Here is a 15,112-nt window from a genome sequence, read left to right as displayed (position 1 = left end):
GCACTCCCACGCGGAGCGTGGGAACGATCACTGACGAGCACCACTTGAACAGGCCACATAAAAAAGCCGCCTTATAAAAGGCGGCTTCGGATTTCGCTACGGTTACGCTTGTGGCCGCATGTGCGGGAACAGGATCACGTCGCGGATCGACGGCGAGTTGGTCAACAACATCACCAAACGGTCAATGCCGATACCTTCACCGGCAGTCGGCGGCATGCCGTACTCCAGGGCCCGAACGAAGTCGGCATCGTAGTGCATGGCTTCGTCGTCACCGGCGTCCTTGTCGGCCACCTGGGCCATGAAGCGCTCGGCCTGGTCTTCCGCGTCGTTAAGCTCGGAATAGGCGTTGGCGATTTCGCGGCCACCGATGAACAGCTCGAAACGGTCGGTGACGTTCGGGTTGTCGTCGTTGCGACGGGCCAGCGGCGACACTTCGAACGGGTATTGGGTAATGAAGTGCGGCTGTTCCAGCTTGTGCTCCACCAGTTCTTCGAAAATCATCACCTGCAGCTTGCCCAGGCCTTCGAAGCCCAGCACCTTGGCGCCGGCTTTCTTGGCAATGGCACGGGCCTTGTCGATGTCGTTGAGGTCGTCAGCGGTCAGCTCGGGGTTGTACTTGAGGATCGAGTCGAACACCGACAGGCGCACGAATGGCTCGCCAAAGTGGAACACCTTGTCGCCGTACGGCACGTCTGTGCTGCCCAGCACCAGCTGTGCCAGCTCGCGGAACAGCTCTTCGGTCAGGTCCATGTTGTCTTCGTAGTCGGCATAGGCCTGGTAGAACTCCAACATGGTGAATTCAGGGTTGTGACGGGTCGAGACGCCTTCGTTACGGAAGTTGCGGTTGATCTCGAACACCTTTTCAAAGCCGCCCACGACCAAGCGCTTGAGGTACAGCTCCGGCGCGATACGCAGGAACATTTCCATGTCCAGCGCGTTGTGGTGGGTCTCGAACGGCTTGGCTGCGGCACCACCCGGGATGGTCTGCAGCATCGGGGTTTCCACTTCCAGGAAGTCACGCTGCATCAGGAAGCTGCGGATGTGGGCAATGACTTGCGAGCGTACGCGGAAGGTCTGGCGCACGTCTTCGTTGACGATCAGGTCAACGTAGCGCTGGCGATAGCGCTGTTCGGTGTCGGTCAGGCCGTGGTGCTTGTCTGGCAGCGGGCGCAGGGACTTGGTCAGCAGGCGTACATTGGTCATCTCGACGTACAGGTCGCCCTTGCCGGAACGGGCCAGGGTGCCTTCGGCGGCGATGATGTCGCCCATGTCCCAGGTTTTCACCGAGGCCAGGGTTTCTTCGGACAGGGTCTTGCGGTTGACGTAGACCTGGATGCGACCGGTCATGTCCTGGATCACCATGAACGAGCCACGGTTGAGCATGATGCGACCTGCCACCTTGACCGGGATCGCAGCCTCTGCCAGTTCTTCCTTGGTCTTGTCCGCGTATTGCTTCTGCAAGGCATCGCAGTAGTTGTCGCGACGGAAGTCGTTGGGGAAGGCGTTACCCTTGGCGCGCTCGGCAGCAAGCTTTTCCTTGCGCAGGGCGATCAGGGAGTTTTCTTCCTGTTGCAGGGCTTGCGGGTCGAGTTGTTGGTCGCTCATGTCTTTAAATATTCCATCAGGTTCGTTGCCCCCAGCCTTCGGCGGGGGATCGCGGGCAAGCCCGCTCCCACAGAGGGTATTAGAGGCCGGATTTCAGGCTGGCTTCCAGGTATTCGTCGATATCGCCGTCGAGTACCTTGTCGCAGTCGCTGCGTTCGATGTTAGTGCGCAGATCCTTGATCCGCGAGGCATCGAGCACGTACGAACGGATCTGGTGGCCCCAGCCGATATCCGACTTGGTGTCTTCCAGCGCCTGGGAAGCGGCGTTGCGCTTCTGCATTTCCTGCTCGTACAACTTGGCCCGCAGCATTTTCATGGCGGTGTCCTTGTTGGCGTGCTGGGAACGTTCGTTCTGGCAGCTGACCACGGTGTTGGTCGGTACGTGGGTGATACGTACGGCCGAGTCAGTGGTGTTTACGTGCTGACCACCGGCGCCGGAGGAACGGTAGGTGTCGATCCGCAGGTCGGCCGGGTTGATCTCGATTTCCACTTTGTCGTCGATCTCTGGCGAGACGAACACCGCAGAGAATGAGGTGTGGCGACGGTTGCCGGAGTCGAACGGGCTCTTGCGCACCAGGCGGTGCACGCCGATCTCGGTGCGCAGCCAGCCAAAGGCGTATTCGCCCTTGATGTGTACGGTCGCACCCTTGATACCGGCCACTTCACCGGCGGACAGTTCCATGATGGTCGCGTCGAAACCGCGCTTGTCGGCCCAGCGCAGGTACATGCGCAGCAGGATGTTGGCCCAGTCCTGGGCTTCGGTGCCACCGGAACCGGCCTGGATATCCAGGTAGGCGTTGTTCGGGTCCATTTCGTGGCTGAACATGCGGCGGAATTCAAGCTTGGCGAGGTTTTCCTCGAGACGGGCCAGCTCGGCGACAACATCGCCCACTGCGCCTTCGTCGTTTTCTTCGACGGCCATGTCCAGCAGGTCGCGGCAATCACCCAGGCCGGTGTTCAGTTCGTCGAGGGTATCGACAATCTGTGCCAGCGCAGCGCGCTCGCGCCCCAGTTCCTGGGCGTATTCAGGTTTGTTCCAGACACTCGGATCTTCAAGCTCGCGATTGACCTCGGTCAGACGCTCATGCTTTTGATCGTAGTCAAAGATACCCCCGAATAGTTTCGGAGCGCTCGGACAGGTCCTTGATGGTGTTAAGGATCGGGTTGATTTCCATGGCGGGCAGCACTCGTTGGCGAACTTTTGAAAGCCGGCGAGTATAACGGCAAACGGCTGGAAACGGCAGCCCGCTTGGTCGATTCTGCCAAGACAGCGCTTGCCTCTCGTCACGCTTGCTTCGGTGACGGATACGCGACCATCAGAGCATTTCCTATAGATTGACGATGCCGCGCGTTAGAAAACCCGACCTACTACTCGCTAAAACCAGACCGTTCATCTGTTTATACAAATAATTTGAAAATCCAAATCAGAGCCTGCCTAAAAGACCACAAACCAACCCACTCCAATAAAAACAACCAATTAGGTTTCTAGCCAAATCATCCCAAGACTCAAGTGATAAACATACAAGAATATAAATACATCAGTTTCAGAACCGTCTTACAGAGTCTCCTACGCGCATAAAATCAAATCAAAACGCCATCAGTTTTTTCTTTCTTCCCTCTCAAATAAGTTTGATAAAAGCGCCTGAGTTTTTTTCTTCAGGACGCACAAACTCTAACGATCACTCTCATAAAAATGGAGAGGCCCTATGGCACAACAAGGGTGGCAGCCAGGACAACCTTTAGAACTCAAGCCGACGATAATTACCGCAGGGAGACGAAACACTTATTGGGGTGGTGAAGGCGGAGGCTACGTAGGAAGTGGAGATGGCTGGGGCCTTCAAGAAGGGCCACGTCGGGGTGAAGGAGACCGTAGCCGCTTCAAGCAGTTTGACTTCCCTAGCACCACCGCCGATTTCATTGGAGAGCAAAAGTACAATCAATCCTTGATTGACGCGGAGTACAGCGCACGGTTCGCAACCCTCACTACTGACACTGAACGCGAACTCGCAGAGAAACAGCAAGCCGCGAAAGCTTCACAGGCACTCACAGAGACAGCCTCAGCCATTCTCGATCAAAAAATTGCATTTGAAATCATCGACGCGAAAAAATCCAAATACGCCAGCACTGCGCCACTCATCTATGGGCTCTATGATCAAAGCCCTTTTTACCTGATGGAAAACTTAACTTATACAAAGCTACGTGAAACACTTGCCTCTTCTGACCCGATAAACAATCTGGGCGATACCTACACACTTTACGACAACGTCTGGAGGGCCGCACAAGAACTCAAGGCTCTCTCGCTCTCCATAGACATTCTGACTAAAAAACTTTCAGGGTTGGCAAAGGCCCGGCAAACGCTGGAGGCCAATTTAGCCGAACATGATCCTGGCTGGGCAAATTTACACAATGAGTATCTGAAGGCCATTGCAGATGAGTTGGAAATTCAGGTGTGGTTGCTGCCGGAATACCTGCAGGTGGAACTCGCCTCTCTTGCCGGTTCGGTCGTTGGATTGACACCCGACCAGACGCTCATGCGTTACAAAAACACGCTGGGCAAAATGATCGAAAAAACGATGGCTGCGATCAAACCTATTGACCCACCGTTAGCCATAAACCGTAACGGGTTAATGATTTACTATCCCGCAGCCAACCCACAGGTTACACCGCCACTGAGCAAACCCGAGCTTGAGGGACTCAAACAGCTTATTCATCTGCAGCAGAACACCGCGCTTGGGGTGAGATGGCTCAGCCACCATGATTTTGTGCTGAAGTCAGAGTCCGCGCGGTTTCTTGCCAACGCCTCCAATGCAATCAGCGACCTCGCGGAACGTGCGCAGCAGATAGCAACGGCCCAGGCGCGTATTGAAGCGGTACGAGTAGCCAATACCTATCGACTGTCGGGCACTGCTGCTGCGACTCAAGCGATAGTCATGACCTCAGTCGGGACTATCGCTACAGCAGAAGGGATTACCATCACGCTGCAAGCTGCCATTCGGTCAGCAGTGGCCGCATTGACGGAGTTGGTCGCAAGCACGGCAGGCGGCTTACTTGTCGGTGTTTCAGCTCTGGTCTATTCACCCAAGCTTGCAAACGGAGAACTGGCGGAGCGTTACGCACTCGGTACCCCGGTTTCAACGTTTTTGCCAGACGTCAACGAGTCAACGCTCACCACCGCACTCAATGGCACAATCGACCTGCCAGTGCGAATGAGTTCAAAGACGGCGGAGGATGGACGCTCCGAAGTGTTTGTGGTCATTGCCGACGGTACAAGCGTGCCTTCCAAGGTCAAGGTGGTTGCCGCGACCTACGATCCAGCGCGGAAGGTGTACACCGTCACGACAAGTGACGTCCCACCCAGGACGTTGGTCTGGACACCTATCGTTGCCCCCGGGGATAGCTCAACAACTCTGCCCGTTGACCAGCCTGAACCGCCTGTTTACGTTGGAGCTACGGTGACGCCGGTTGCTGGCAGAGTTGATTCGTTTCCAGGAGTCCGTGAGTCACGTTTTGATGACTTTATAACCGTATTCCCTATAGATTCCGGGTTGCCTCCTATCTATGTGATGTTCAGGGATAGGCGGGAGGATCCGGGAGTTGCTACCGGGATGGGCCAACCTGTGTTTGGCAACTGGCTTGGAGCAGCGACCACAGACGACGGCGCCCCCATTCCATCGCAAATCGCTGATCAGTTGAGAGGCCAGCAGTTTAAAAATTTCAAGGCATTTCGTGAGGCTTTCTGGAAAGCAGTGTCTACAGATTCAGAGTTGGCTCAGCATTTTGCACCTAGTGAGTTAGCCACCATGAAAAATGGACGTTCGCCGATTGTTAAAAAAAGTGAAGCAGTGGGTAAACGGATACGGTTTGAGCTTCATCATAAAAAATATGTGTCTACTGACGGTGAAGTATACGGCATCGACAATATCGTGATTCTAACGCCAAAAAAGCATATCGACATTCACAGAGGTTCCTAAAAATGGGCACATTAATGAGCGAGATGACGGAGCGTGAGTTTTTAAACTTGGTTGTAAAAATCTATAACGACGACTACGCCACAGAAAAAGAGCACACCGATGCAATTTTAAAATTTGAAGCGTTAACGGAACACCCTTCTGGTTCAGATCTAATATTTTATCCGGAGCCTGAAAAAGATGGACCTGAATTTGTAGTAAAAGAAGTTAAAGATTGGCGCGCTGCTAATGGTAAGCCCGGATTTAAAGCAGAATAATATTCTTCTACAAATTTCTGCCATCGACTCGACATCGATGGCAGTTTTTTAATCCAACGGCAGTTCAAGGAACACGCACATCCAATGTGAGAAAGCCCCCTCTACCCCATGTGGACTTGCTGCGATCTCAGATTACTCGATACCCACCAGATTGCGCCCATTATGCTTGGCGGTATACAGGCCCTTGTCCGCCTCCATGATCAAGTGCCAGCAGTCCGTACCCTGAACCGGCGTCAACGTCGACAGCCCAATACTGATGGTCAGGCTGGCATCTTCAGCCGGGGCGATGTTCCAAAACTTCACAAGCGTATTCACGGCAAAGGCAATTAAGATGAAAACCTCAATTTCCGAGTACACAGAAAGCGAATTTTTAAACTTTGTAATTTCTCTTTGTGACGCGAGTGCTCGCTCTGAGGAAGAAGATGACGAAATGCTATTAGCATTCAAGCGACTTACGGAGCATCCTGACGGGTCAGACCTCGTCTATTATCCAAGAAAGGGTAGAGAAGACAGTCCAGAAGGCATTGTAAAAGAGGTCAAAGAGTGGCGCGCGAATAATGGCAAGCCTGGATTCAGAATAGAATAACGCCGCCCTATCACCTGCCATCGTTTCCACAACGATGGCAGACTTCTTAGCTCAAAAACTTTCATATGTAATCATATTCGGATGAGTACGAAACTCAGGAGTGCAAGGGGGAAGTCCCCCTCGCACATTGGAATTGGCCTCTAATTACTCGATACCAACCTGATTACGCCCATTGTTCTTGGCCGTGTACAACCCCTTGTCCGCCGCCATGATCAACTGCCGACAGTCCGTACCCTGGACCGGCGTCAACGTCGACAGCCCGATACTGATGGTCAGGCTGGCACCTTCAGCCGGGGCGATGTGCGGGATTTTCAACGCGGCCACGGCCATGCGCAGTTTTTCGGCTACCAGGCGTGCGCCGCCCGGCGAGGTGTTGGGCAGGACCAGTGCGAACTCTTCGCCACCGTAGCGCGCCGGCAAGTCCGAAGGGCGGCTGCTGGCATCGCGAATGGTGGCGGCGACTTTGCGCAAGGCTTCGTCGCCCTCGACATGGCCGAAGCTGTCGTTGTAGGTCTTGAAGAAGTCCACATCGATCATCAGCAACGAGAGTTGGGTCTGGTCGCGCATGGCGCGGCGCCATTCCAGTTCCAGGTATTCGTCGAAGTGGCGGCGGTTGGACAGCCCGGTCAGGCCATCGGAGTTCATCAGGCGCTGCAGCACCAGGTTGGTGTCCAGCAACTGTTGCTGGCTGACGCGCAACGCACGGTAGGCCGCGTCGCGCTGTAACAGGGTCATGTAGGAGCGGGAGTGATAGCGGATGCGCGCCACCAGTTCGATGTTGTCCGGCAGCTTGACCAGGTAATCATTGGCCCCAGCCGCGAAGGCCGCGCTTTTGATCAGTGGGTCCTCTTTGGTGGACAGCACGATGATCGGGATATTCGCGGTGGCCGGGTGATTGCGGTACTCGCGCACCAGGGTCAGGCCGTCCAGACCGGGCATCACCAGGTCTTGCAGGATCACCGTGGGCTTGATGCGGATCGCCTGGGCAATCGCCTGATGCGGGTCGGCGCAAAAGTGGAAGTCGATGTTCTCTTCATGGGCCAGGCCACGCCGCACGGCTTCACCGATCATGGCCTGGTCGTCGACCAGCAGCACCATGGCGGCGTTTTCGTCGGTCTTGAAGTCGTCGAGCTGTAAATCATTCATGTGCAATCACCTGAATTACTACCTGCAAGCCAGCACGGCGGGAGATTTTTGTTCATTTTGCAAAGACCTCCAGCAATCGGGGCGCAATTCTATCCAGTGGGCGAATTTCAACAGCAGCATCAATCGCCGCCGCCGCTTTGGGCATGCCATACACCGCCGAGCTCTGTTGGTCCTGGGCGATGGTCAAATATCCTTGTTCACGCATCAGCTTGAGGCCCTGGGCGCCGTCGCGCCCCATGCCGGTGAGCAAGACGCCAACGGCGTCACCGTTCCAGTAGCTGGCGACGCTTTCGAAAAACACGTCGATGGAGGGCCGGTAAATCTCGTTCACCGGCTCTGCGGTATAGGTTAGCGTGCCATTTTTCAACAAGCGAATATGGTGGTTGGTTCCGGCCAGCAATACCACGCCGGGTTGAGGCGGCTCGCCCTCACAGGCCAGGCGCACCGGCAGGCCGGAAGCGCTGCTCAGCCACTCGGCCATGCCGGCGGCGAAGACCTGGTCCACATGCTGTACCAGCACGATGGCGGCGGGAAAATCCCGGGGCAAACCCTTGAGCAGAACTTCCAGTGCCGCCGGCCCACCAGCCGAAGAACCAATGGCCACCAGCCGTTGACGCTTGCCGGTGACCCGCTGCGGCGGGGTTTCGGCACGCACCCGCGTGCCGCGCTGGCCGATCAGCCAACCAATATTGAGGATCTTGCGCAGCAGGGGCGCCGCCGCATCCTTGGGATTGCCAACGCCCAGTGCCGGGGTGTCCACCACATCCAGGGCGCCGTGGCCCATGGCTTCGAATACGCGGCTGACGTTGGCCTGGCGGTCGACAGTGACGATCACAATCGGGCAAGGCGTGTCGGCCATTATCTGCCGGGTAGCCTCCACGCCGTCCATCACCGGCATGATCAGGTCCATCAGGATCAGGTCCGGGGTCAGCTCGGCGCAACGCTGTACCGCTTCCAGGCCATTGCTGGCCACCCATACCACCTCGTGGGCGGGCTCGTAACTCAGGGCGCGGCGCAAGGCCTCCACCGCCAGGGGCATGTCATTGACGATCGCAATCCTCATGCCCGGGCGCCTCCAATCAGTTCAACCACGGCGTCGAGCAAGGCGTCGTCATGGAAACTGGCTTTGGCTAGATAATAGTCGGCCCCGGCGTCGAGGCCACGGCGGCGGTCTTCTTCACGATCCTTGTAGGAAACCACCATCACCGGCAACGATTGCAGGCGACTGTCACGGCGCAAAAGTGTGACCAATTCAATACCGTCCATGCGAGGCATATCAATATCCGTGATAAGCAGGTCGAAGTCCTCGGAGCGCAATGCGTTCCAGCCATCCATGCCATCGACCGCAACAGCGACTTCATAACCACGATTGAGTAATAATTTGCGTTGCAGCTCGCGCACAGTCAGTGAGTCGTCCACCACCAGCACACGCTTGCGCGGCGCTTCGGTGGCCTGCTGGCTACGCCGGGCAATGCGCTCCAGGCGACCGGTGTTGAGCAATTTATCCACCGAACGCAGCATGTCTTCGACATCGACGATCAACACCACCGAGCCGTCATCGAGCAAGGCCCCGGCAGAAATGTCCTGGACTTTGCCCAGGCGATCATCCAGCGGCAACACCACCAGGGTGCGCTCGCCGATAAAGCGCTCCACGGCAATCCCGTACACGGCATCGCGTTCGCGGATCACCACCACCTTCAAGGTATCTGACGGGGACTGCCCCGGCGGGCGTTGCAGCAACTGGCTGGCGGCAACCAGGCCGACGTGCCGGCCCTCATGCCAGAAGTGCTGGCGGCCTTCCAACTGCACGATGTCGTCGGGCGCCAGGTCGCACATGCGTTCGATATGCGCCAGGGGAAAGGCATAGGCTTCTTCGCCGACTTCCACCACCAGGCTGCGCACCACCGACAGGGTCAACGGCACCTCAAGATGGAAGCGACTGCCCTGCCCCGCCGTCTGCTCCAGCACCACCGCGCCGCGCAGCTGACGAACCATATGTTGCACCGCGTCCAGGCCGACCCCGCGCCCGGACACTTCGGTGACTTTGTCGCGCAGGCTGAACCCTGGCAAGAAGAGGAACGTGAGCAGTTCTTCTTCACTCAGACGCAGGGCCGTTTCAACCGGCGACAGATGGCGGTCGACGATGGTGCCGCGCAGGCGCTCGAGGTCGACACCGTTGCCGTCATCGCTCAATTCCAGCACCAACAACCCGGCCTGATGGGACGCACGCAGGCGAATCAAGCCTTCCGCCGGCTTGCCCGCCAGCACGCGTTGCTCAGGGGTTTCGATGCCGTGATCGACCGCATTGCGCAATAAATGGGTGAGCGGCGCTTCGAGTTTTTCCAGCACGTCCCGGTCGACCTGGGTCTTTTCGCCCTCAATCTCCAGGCGCACTTGCTTGCCCAGGCTGCGACCTAAGTCACGCACCATGCGCACCTGCCCGGCCAGCACATCGGCAAACGGCCGCATGCGGCAGGCCAATGCGGTGTCGTAGAGCACCTGGGCGCGCTGGCCGGCCTGCCAGCCGAACTCATCCAGCTCGGCGTTTTTTTCCGCCAGCAGGGCCTGGGCTTCACTCAGCAGGCGACGGGTATCGGCCAGGGCCTCCTGGGCTTCCAGGTTCAGATCCAGCGACTTGAGCTGGCCGTCCAGGGCATCCAGCGCACGCAAGCTGTTACTTTGAATGCGCTTGAGGCGTTGCAGGCTGGCCAGGTACGGCTTGAGCCGCTGGGTTTCCACCAGGGATTTGCTGGACAAGTCCAACAGACTGTTCAAGCGCTCAGCCGTCACCCGCAGCACACGCTCGCCGCCTTCGGTCATGCGCTTGTTCTGGCGCGGCGCTTCACTGCCGAGCGGTGGCGCAGGCTCCAGCTCGGGCTCCAGCAGCAGCGCGTCAACCCGCGGCGCGGGGATGGGCTCGGGTTTTGGCACGGGCGTCGCAATCGGCTGCGAGGGATCGAGCAAGCCCTCCATCAGCGCTACGTACGCCTCGATATCCGACGGCCCCACGTCATTGCCTGGGGTGGCGATACGCATCAGCAGATCAGTACCTTGCAGCAACGCGTCGATATGTTCAGGTTGCAGGTACAGGCGGCCTTCCTGGGCGCTGACCAGGCAATCTTCCATGACGTGGGCCACGCTGACGCCGGCATCCACCCCAACAATCCGCGCCGCGCCTTTAAGTGAATGCGCGGCGCGCATGCAGGCTTCGAGCTGGTCGGCCTGGGTCGGGTTGCGTTCCAGCGCCAGCAGGCCCGCGCTCAACACCTGGGTCTGCGCATCAGCCTCCAGGCTGAACAGTTCCAACAGCGAGGCATCGCGCATCTGGTCGGGGGTCATGCGAGGCTCCGGGTCACGGCGGACAACAATTGCGCTTCGTCCAGCCAACGCAGGCTGCGGCCTTTCCACTGCAACACGCCTTGGGTGTAGCGTGCGCTGGCCTGGGTGCCGGACACCGATGCGGCCTTCAAGGTACGCTCATCGATGGCGTGGATGCCGTCTACTTCATCTACCGGCACCACGACCGGGCCGTCCTGGGCAGCGATGATCAGCATGCGCGGCATGATCCGCCCGCCGCTGGCGCCGGCACTGGTGCTGTCCAGGCCCAGCAGTTCCACCAGTGACAGGCACGCCACCAGCGCCCCGCGTACGTTGGCCACGCCAAGCAGCGCTCGGGAACGCTGGTGCGGCAGCGAGTGGATCGGCTGCAACGGCGCCACTTCCACCAGGCAACGGGTGGCGATACCGAGCCATTCTTCGCCGAGGCGGAACATCAACAGCGAACGGGTGACCACCTCGTTATCCGCTTCGGCAGTTGCCTGCGCATGATGGTCGTCCTGTTGCAGTGCGTAGCGGTCGAGCAGGCGTGTGGCGGCGGCGGAATACACCGAGCAATTGCGGCAGTGAATGTGCTCGGCCAACAACGGGCAGGACTTGTCGCCATGAATACCGATGCGGTTCCAACAGTCGTCAATGGCTTGGGTATCGGTCAGCGTCAGGTCCAGGCCTGCGGTGTCGAGCGCGTCAGGGCTACTCATCGTTTGGACTCACTGTCAGCTCGCTCGCTACGGGCGGCGCGTGCCTGAAGACGACGCGCGCCGGCACTGTCACCCTGGGACTCGAGCAACGCGGCCAGGTGCATCAGGGCCTGGGGATGCTGCGGTTCCAGATACAGGGCTTTTCGGTAATACCCCTGTGCCTCCAGGGCACTGCCAGCCACATCGCTGAGCAGCCCCAACCAGTAAAACACCTGGGCGGCCGGCGGGTGACTGCTCAAATACCGTTCGCAGGCCGCTCGGGCCTCGGCACTTTTGCCCTCGTTGGCCAGGGTTGCGATCTGGCTGAGCAAATCCCCGGCATCGGTAGTCACCACTTTGACCGGTGGCACGTTGGGGCTGACCGTACTGAACGGCCGCGGCTTGAGCGGTATCGGCGCCGCCCTGCGCTGCGGTAGCGGCGCGGGCGTCGGTTTGACCACAGGTGCAACCGGCGGGGCCGGTTCTACATGCCGACTGAAGGCAAAGGACTGCGGCACACCGATGGAGCGCATGCCGTGACGCCCCAGCAGGCTGCCCTCGGCCGGGCCGATAAACAGCACACCGTCTACGTGAGTCAACGCCTTGAGTACATCAAAGACTTGTTTCTGGGTCGGCTGGTCGAAGTAGATCAGCAAGTTGCGGCAGAACACAAAATCGTAGGTTGGCTCATTCGCCAGCAGTGCCGGGTCCAGCAAGTTGCCGACTTGCAGGCGCACTTGTTCGCGCACCCGGTCGGCGATGCGGTAATTACCTGCGTCTTCAGTGAAATGGCGGTCACGAAACTCAAGGTCGGCGCCGCGAAACGAGTTCTTGCCGTACACGCCCCGCCGCGCGCGCTCCACCGACAGCGGGCTGACATCCATGCCCTGCACTTTGAACTGGTGGGGCGCCAGCCCCGCATCGAGCAAGGCCATGGCAATCGAATAGGGTTCTTCGCCCGTCGAACACGGCAGGCTGAGAATACGCAGGGCGCGCAGCTGATTGATCTCGGCCAGGCGCACCTGAGCCAGGCGGGCCAGGGTTGCAAAGGATTCGGGATAGCGGAAAAACCAGGTCTCGGGGACGATCACCGCTTCGATCAGCGCCTGCTGCTCGTCATGGGAGGTTTGCAGGTGTTGCCAGTAAGCCTCCGCCGAAAGCGACTGGGACGACTGGCAGCGCTGGCGCACCGCGCGTTCGATAATCGCCTCGCCCACCGAAGCGACGTCCAGGCCGATGCGTTCTTTCAAAAACGCGAAAAACCGCGGGTCATTGCTCATAGGCTCAACTCGGCGGAAAACAGCAAGGCGCGCACTGGCGCGGTCAACAGATCCGCAACGCCAATCCACTGCATCAAGCCCTGGGCATCTTCACGCACCGGCCCCAGGTACGGCGCCTGCCGGTTGTCCAGGCCATAGGGCTGGAACTCGGCGGGGTCACAACGCAGGGTGTCGGTGGCCTGTTCCAGGATCAGCCCCAGCCAACGCGCCTCACTCCAGGGCTGCGGCTGGTAATTGACCAGCACCAGGCGCGTGCTGGTACGCGCCTGAGCCGAAGTGCCGAACGTCAGGGCGCTCAAGTCGATGACCGGCACCAGCACCCCACGATGGGCGAAGATACCCGCCACCCATAAGGGCGCTTGGGCGATAGGTTTGAGCGCCAGGCGCGGCAACACCTCGGCCACTTCCGTAGCCTTGAGGGCAAAGCGTTCGTTGCCGATGCGAAACACCAGGAACAACGCCTTTTTCGCTGCCGGGACGGCACCGCGTTTAGCCGCGAGCTCGCTCATCAGACTTTGAAACGCGAGACGCCGCTGCGCAGACCGACCGCAACCTGGCTCAGTTCATCAATGGCGAAGCTGGCCTGGCGCAGGGATTCGACGGTCTGGCTGCTGGCATCGCCCAATTGCACCAGCGCGTGGTTGATCTGCTCGGCACCGGTGGCCTGGGCCTGCATGCCTTCGTTGACCATCAACACCCGCGGCGCCAGGGCCTGTACCTGATGGATGATCTGCGACAGTTGCTCGCCCACTTGCTGCACCTCAGACATGCCGCGGCGCACCTCCTCGGAGAATTTGTCCATGCCCATCACCCCTGCCGACACCGCCGACTGGATCTCACGCACCATCTGCTCAATGTCGTAGGTCGCCACAGCGGTCTGGTCGGCCAGGCGGCGCACTTCGGTGGCAACCACGGCAAAGCCGCGCCCGTACTCACCGGCTTTCTCAGCCTCGATCGCAGCATTGAGGGACAACAGGTTGGTCTGGTCGGCCACCTTGACGATGGTGACTACCACCTGGTTGATGTTGCCAGCCTTCTCATTGAGGATCGCCAGCTTGGCGTTGACCAGGTCGGCAGCGCCCATCACCGAGTGCATGGTTTCTTCCATGCGGGCCAGACCTTGCTGGCCGGAACCGGCAGCCACCGAGGCCTGGTCGGCGGCGGTGGAGACTTCGGTCATGGTGCGGACCAAGTCCTTGGACGTGGCGGCAATTTCGCGGGAAGTGGCGCCGATTTCGGTGGTCGTGGCCGCCGTCTCGGTAGCGGTCGCTTGTTGCTGCTTGGAGGTCGCGGCAATTTCGGTGACCGAGGTAGTGACCTGTACCGATGAACGCTGCGCCTGGGACACCAGGGCAGTCAGCTCGGTCATCATGTCGTTGAAGCCGGTTTCAACCGCGTTGAATTCGTCCTTGCGCTCCAGATTCAGGCGCTTGCTCAGGTCGCCGGTGCGCATGACTTCGAGGATTTGAACGATGCGCTGCATCGGCGCCATGATCGCGCGCATCAGCAACAAGCCACACAGCGCGGCGGCGAGAATCGCCAGCAACAGCGAGACGCCCATGCTGATCTTCGCGGCCGCTACCGCATCATCAATGGCCGCAGTGGCATTGTCGGCGACCTGTTTATTCTCGTTGATAATTTCATTGAGTTTCATGCGGCCTGCTGTCCAGGCGGGGGTCAGTTGCTCGTTGAACAACCTCAGCGCTTCGGCCGCGTTATTGCTCTGATGGGCTGCCAGGACTTGGGCGAGAATCTGATTGTAGTTCTGGTGCAGTTTTTCGAAGGCATCGTACTGGGTACGATCCTGGGTGATATTGATCGTCCCCGCGTAGCTGGCCATGTGTTGCTCAAGCCGAACCTCAAAAGACTTGTAGTCCTGCTTATCCTCTTCGGAAATGCCCTGGTTCTCGTGGATCCCCACCAACTCCTGGGTTTGCAGGTAGCTGTCGACCCAGGCGCTGCGAATCATCGAGCTGAAAAACACCCCGGGCACCGCATCGTCCCGCACTGAGTTTTCGCTGATTTCGATTTTCAGCAGGCGCGAATACGAGACCACGACCATCAGCAGCATGATCGCGATAATTACCGCAAAGCTCGCCAAAATCCTTTGGCGCAGGGTCCAATTCTTCACAGTAATTCCTCGCAGGGCCATTCAAATGGAGGGGAGTATAGCTGAGCGGCTGCGTGCTTTTATCAAGGCTTTTGATGTGCAGTGCACAGAATGCAAAAGTGGGACCAGGCTTGCTCGCGAATG

At 58.7% G+C, this 15,112-nt stretch carries 12 protein-coding genes and 1 pseudogene; 3 read left to right on the top strand and 10 right to left on the bottom strand.

What is annotated here, in order from left to right; translation table 11 throughout:
* Positions 1-102 precede the first annotated feature (102 nt).
* Both lysS and prfB read right to left on the bottom strand, forming a co-directional pair.
* On the bottom strand, positions 103-1,605 hold the full coding sequence (gene lysS / locus CLM72_RS06840) for a lysine--tRNA ligase (protein WP_003189082.1): 1,503 nt from the start codon (positions 1,603-1,605) through the stop codon (positions 103-105).
* Between the two features lie 79 nt (positions 1,606-1,684).
* Positions 1,685-2,780 (bottom strand): peptide chain release factor 2 gene (gene prfB, locus CLM72_RS06835; RefSeq protein WP_096001736.1). Its coding sequence is split into 2 segments (ribosomal slippage): positions 1,685-2,707 and positions 2,709-2,780, totalling 1,095 coding nucleotides; the frame shifts between segments, so codons are not numbered across the junction.
* 531 nt (positions 2,781-3,311) lie between these two features.
* On the opposite strand from prfB, the gene CLM72_RS06830 reads away from it, so the two are divergent.
* Positions 3,312-5,576, top strand: a complete 2,265-nt coding sequence (locus CLM72_RS06830; protein WP_105225994.1) for an S-type pyocin domain-containing protein — start codon at positions 3,312-3,314, stop codon at positions 5,574-5,576.
* A gap of 2 nt (positions 5,577-5,578) precedes the next feature.
* Positions 5,579-5,830, top strand: coding sequence for a bacteriocin immunity protein (locus CLM72_RS06825; protein WP_105225993.1), 252 nt, complete (start codon positions 5,579-5,581; stop codon positions 5,828-5,830).
* A gap of 132 nt (positions 5,831-5,962) precedes the next feature.
* Here the strand turns inward: CLM72_RS06825 and CLM72_RS29185 are convergent.
* Positions 5,963-6,121, bottom strand: a pseudogene (locus CLM72_RS29185) (diguanylate cyclase domain-containing protein); the annotation flags it as partial.
* A gap of 40 nt (positions 6,122-6,161) precedes the next feature.
* Between CLM72_RS29185 and CLM72_RS06815 the strand changes: the two are divergent.
* Positions 6,162-6,416 carry a bacteriocin immunity protein gene (locus CLM72_RS06815; protein ID WP_105225992.1) on the top strand — a complete coding sequence of 85 codons (255 nt, stop codon included), beginning with the start codon at positions 6,162-6,164 and terminating at the stop codon, positions 6,414-6,416.
* Positions 6,417-6,560: 144 nt separating this feature from the next.
* Here the strand turns inward: CLM72_RS06815 and CLM72_RS06810 are convergent, their stop codons facing one another.
* The 7 genes from CLM72_RS06810 to CLM72_RS06780 are packed head-to-tail and all read right to left on the bottom strand — an operon-like array spanning position 6,561 to position 14,989.
* Complete coding sequence (locus tag CLM72_RS06810) at positions 6,561-7,562, bottom strand: PleD family two-component system response regulator (RefSeq protein WP_034126509.1); 1,002 nt, start codon at positions 7,560-7,562, stop codon at positions 6,561-6,563.
* A 52-nt stretch (positions 7,563-7,614) separates the two neighbouring features.
* A complete protein-coding gene (locus tag CLM72_RS06805) occupies positions 7,615-8,625 on the bottom strand; it encodes a chemotaxis response regulator protein-glutamate methylesterase (RefSeq protein WP_105225991.1) in 1,011 nt (336 codons plus the stop codon).
* On the bottom strand, positions 8,622-10,901 hold the full coding sequence (locus tag CLM72_RS06800; RefSeq protein WP_105225990.1) for a hybrid sensor histidine kinase/response regulator: 2,280 nt from the start codon (positions 10,899-10,901) through the stop codon (positions 8,622-8,624). The genes CLM72_RS06805 and CLM72_RS06800 overlap by 4 nt, the downstream gene beginning before the upstream one ends.
* The gene (locus tag CLM72_RS06795) at positions 10,898-11,599 is read right to left on the bottom strand and encodes a chemotaxis protein CheW (protein WP_034126506.1); all 702 of its coding nucleotides are present in this window, start codon (positions 11,597-11,599) and stop codon (positions 10,898-10,900) included. Before CLM72_RS06795 ends, CLM72_RS06800 begins: the two co-directional genes overlap by 4 nt.
* Positions 11,596-12,858, bottom strand: coding sequence for a protein-glutamate O-methyltransferase CheR (locus CLM72_RS06790; protein ID WP_105225989.1), 1,263 nt, complete (start codon positions 12,856-12,858; stop codon positions 11,596-11,598). The genes CLM72_RS06795 and CLM72_RS06790 overlap by 4 nt, the downstream gene beginning before the upstream one ends.
* Positions 12,855-13,367 (bottom strand): chemotaxis protein CheW, encoded by a 513-nt coding sequence (locus CLM72_RS06785; protein WP_034126504.1) that lies wholly within the window; start codon positions 13,365-13,367, stop codon positions 12,855-12,857. The genes CLM72_RS06790 and CLM72_RS06785 overlap by 4 nt, the downstream gene beginning before the upstream one ends.
* Complete coding sequence (locus CLM72_RS06780) at positions 13,367-14,989, bottom strand: methyl-accepting chemotaxis protein (protein ID WP_105225988.1); 1,623 nt, start codon at positions 14,987-14,989, stop codon at positions 13,367-13,369. The genes CLM72_RS06785 and CLM72_RS06780 overlap by 1 nt, the downstream gene beginning before the upstream one ends.
* Positions 14,990-15,112: the final 123 nt, after the last annotated feature.

This window comes from Pseudomonas sp. MYb193, from assembly GCF_002966775.1.
GTDB classification, from domain to species: domain Bacteria; phylum Pseudomonadota; class Gammaproteobacteria; order Pseudomonadales; family Pseudomonadaceae; genus Aquipseudomonas; species Aquipseudomonas paracarnis.
The sequence above is the reverse complement of the archived record's forward strand: the minus strand, read 5'-3'. Positions and strand labels throughout refer to the sequence as shown.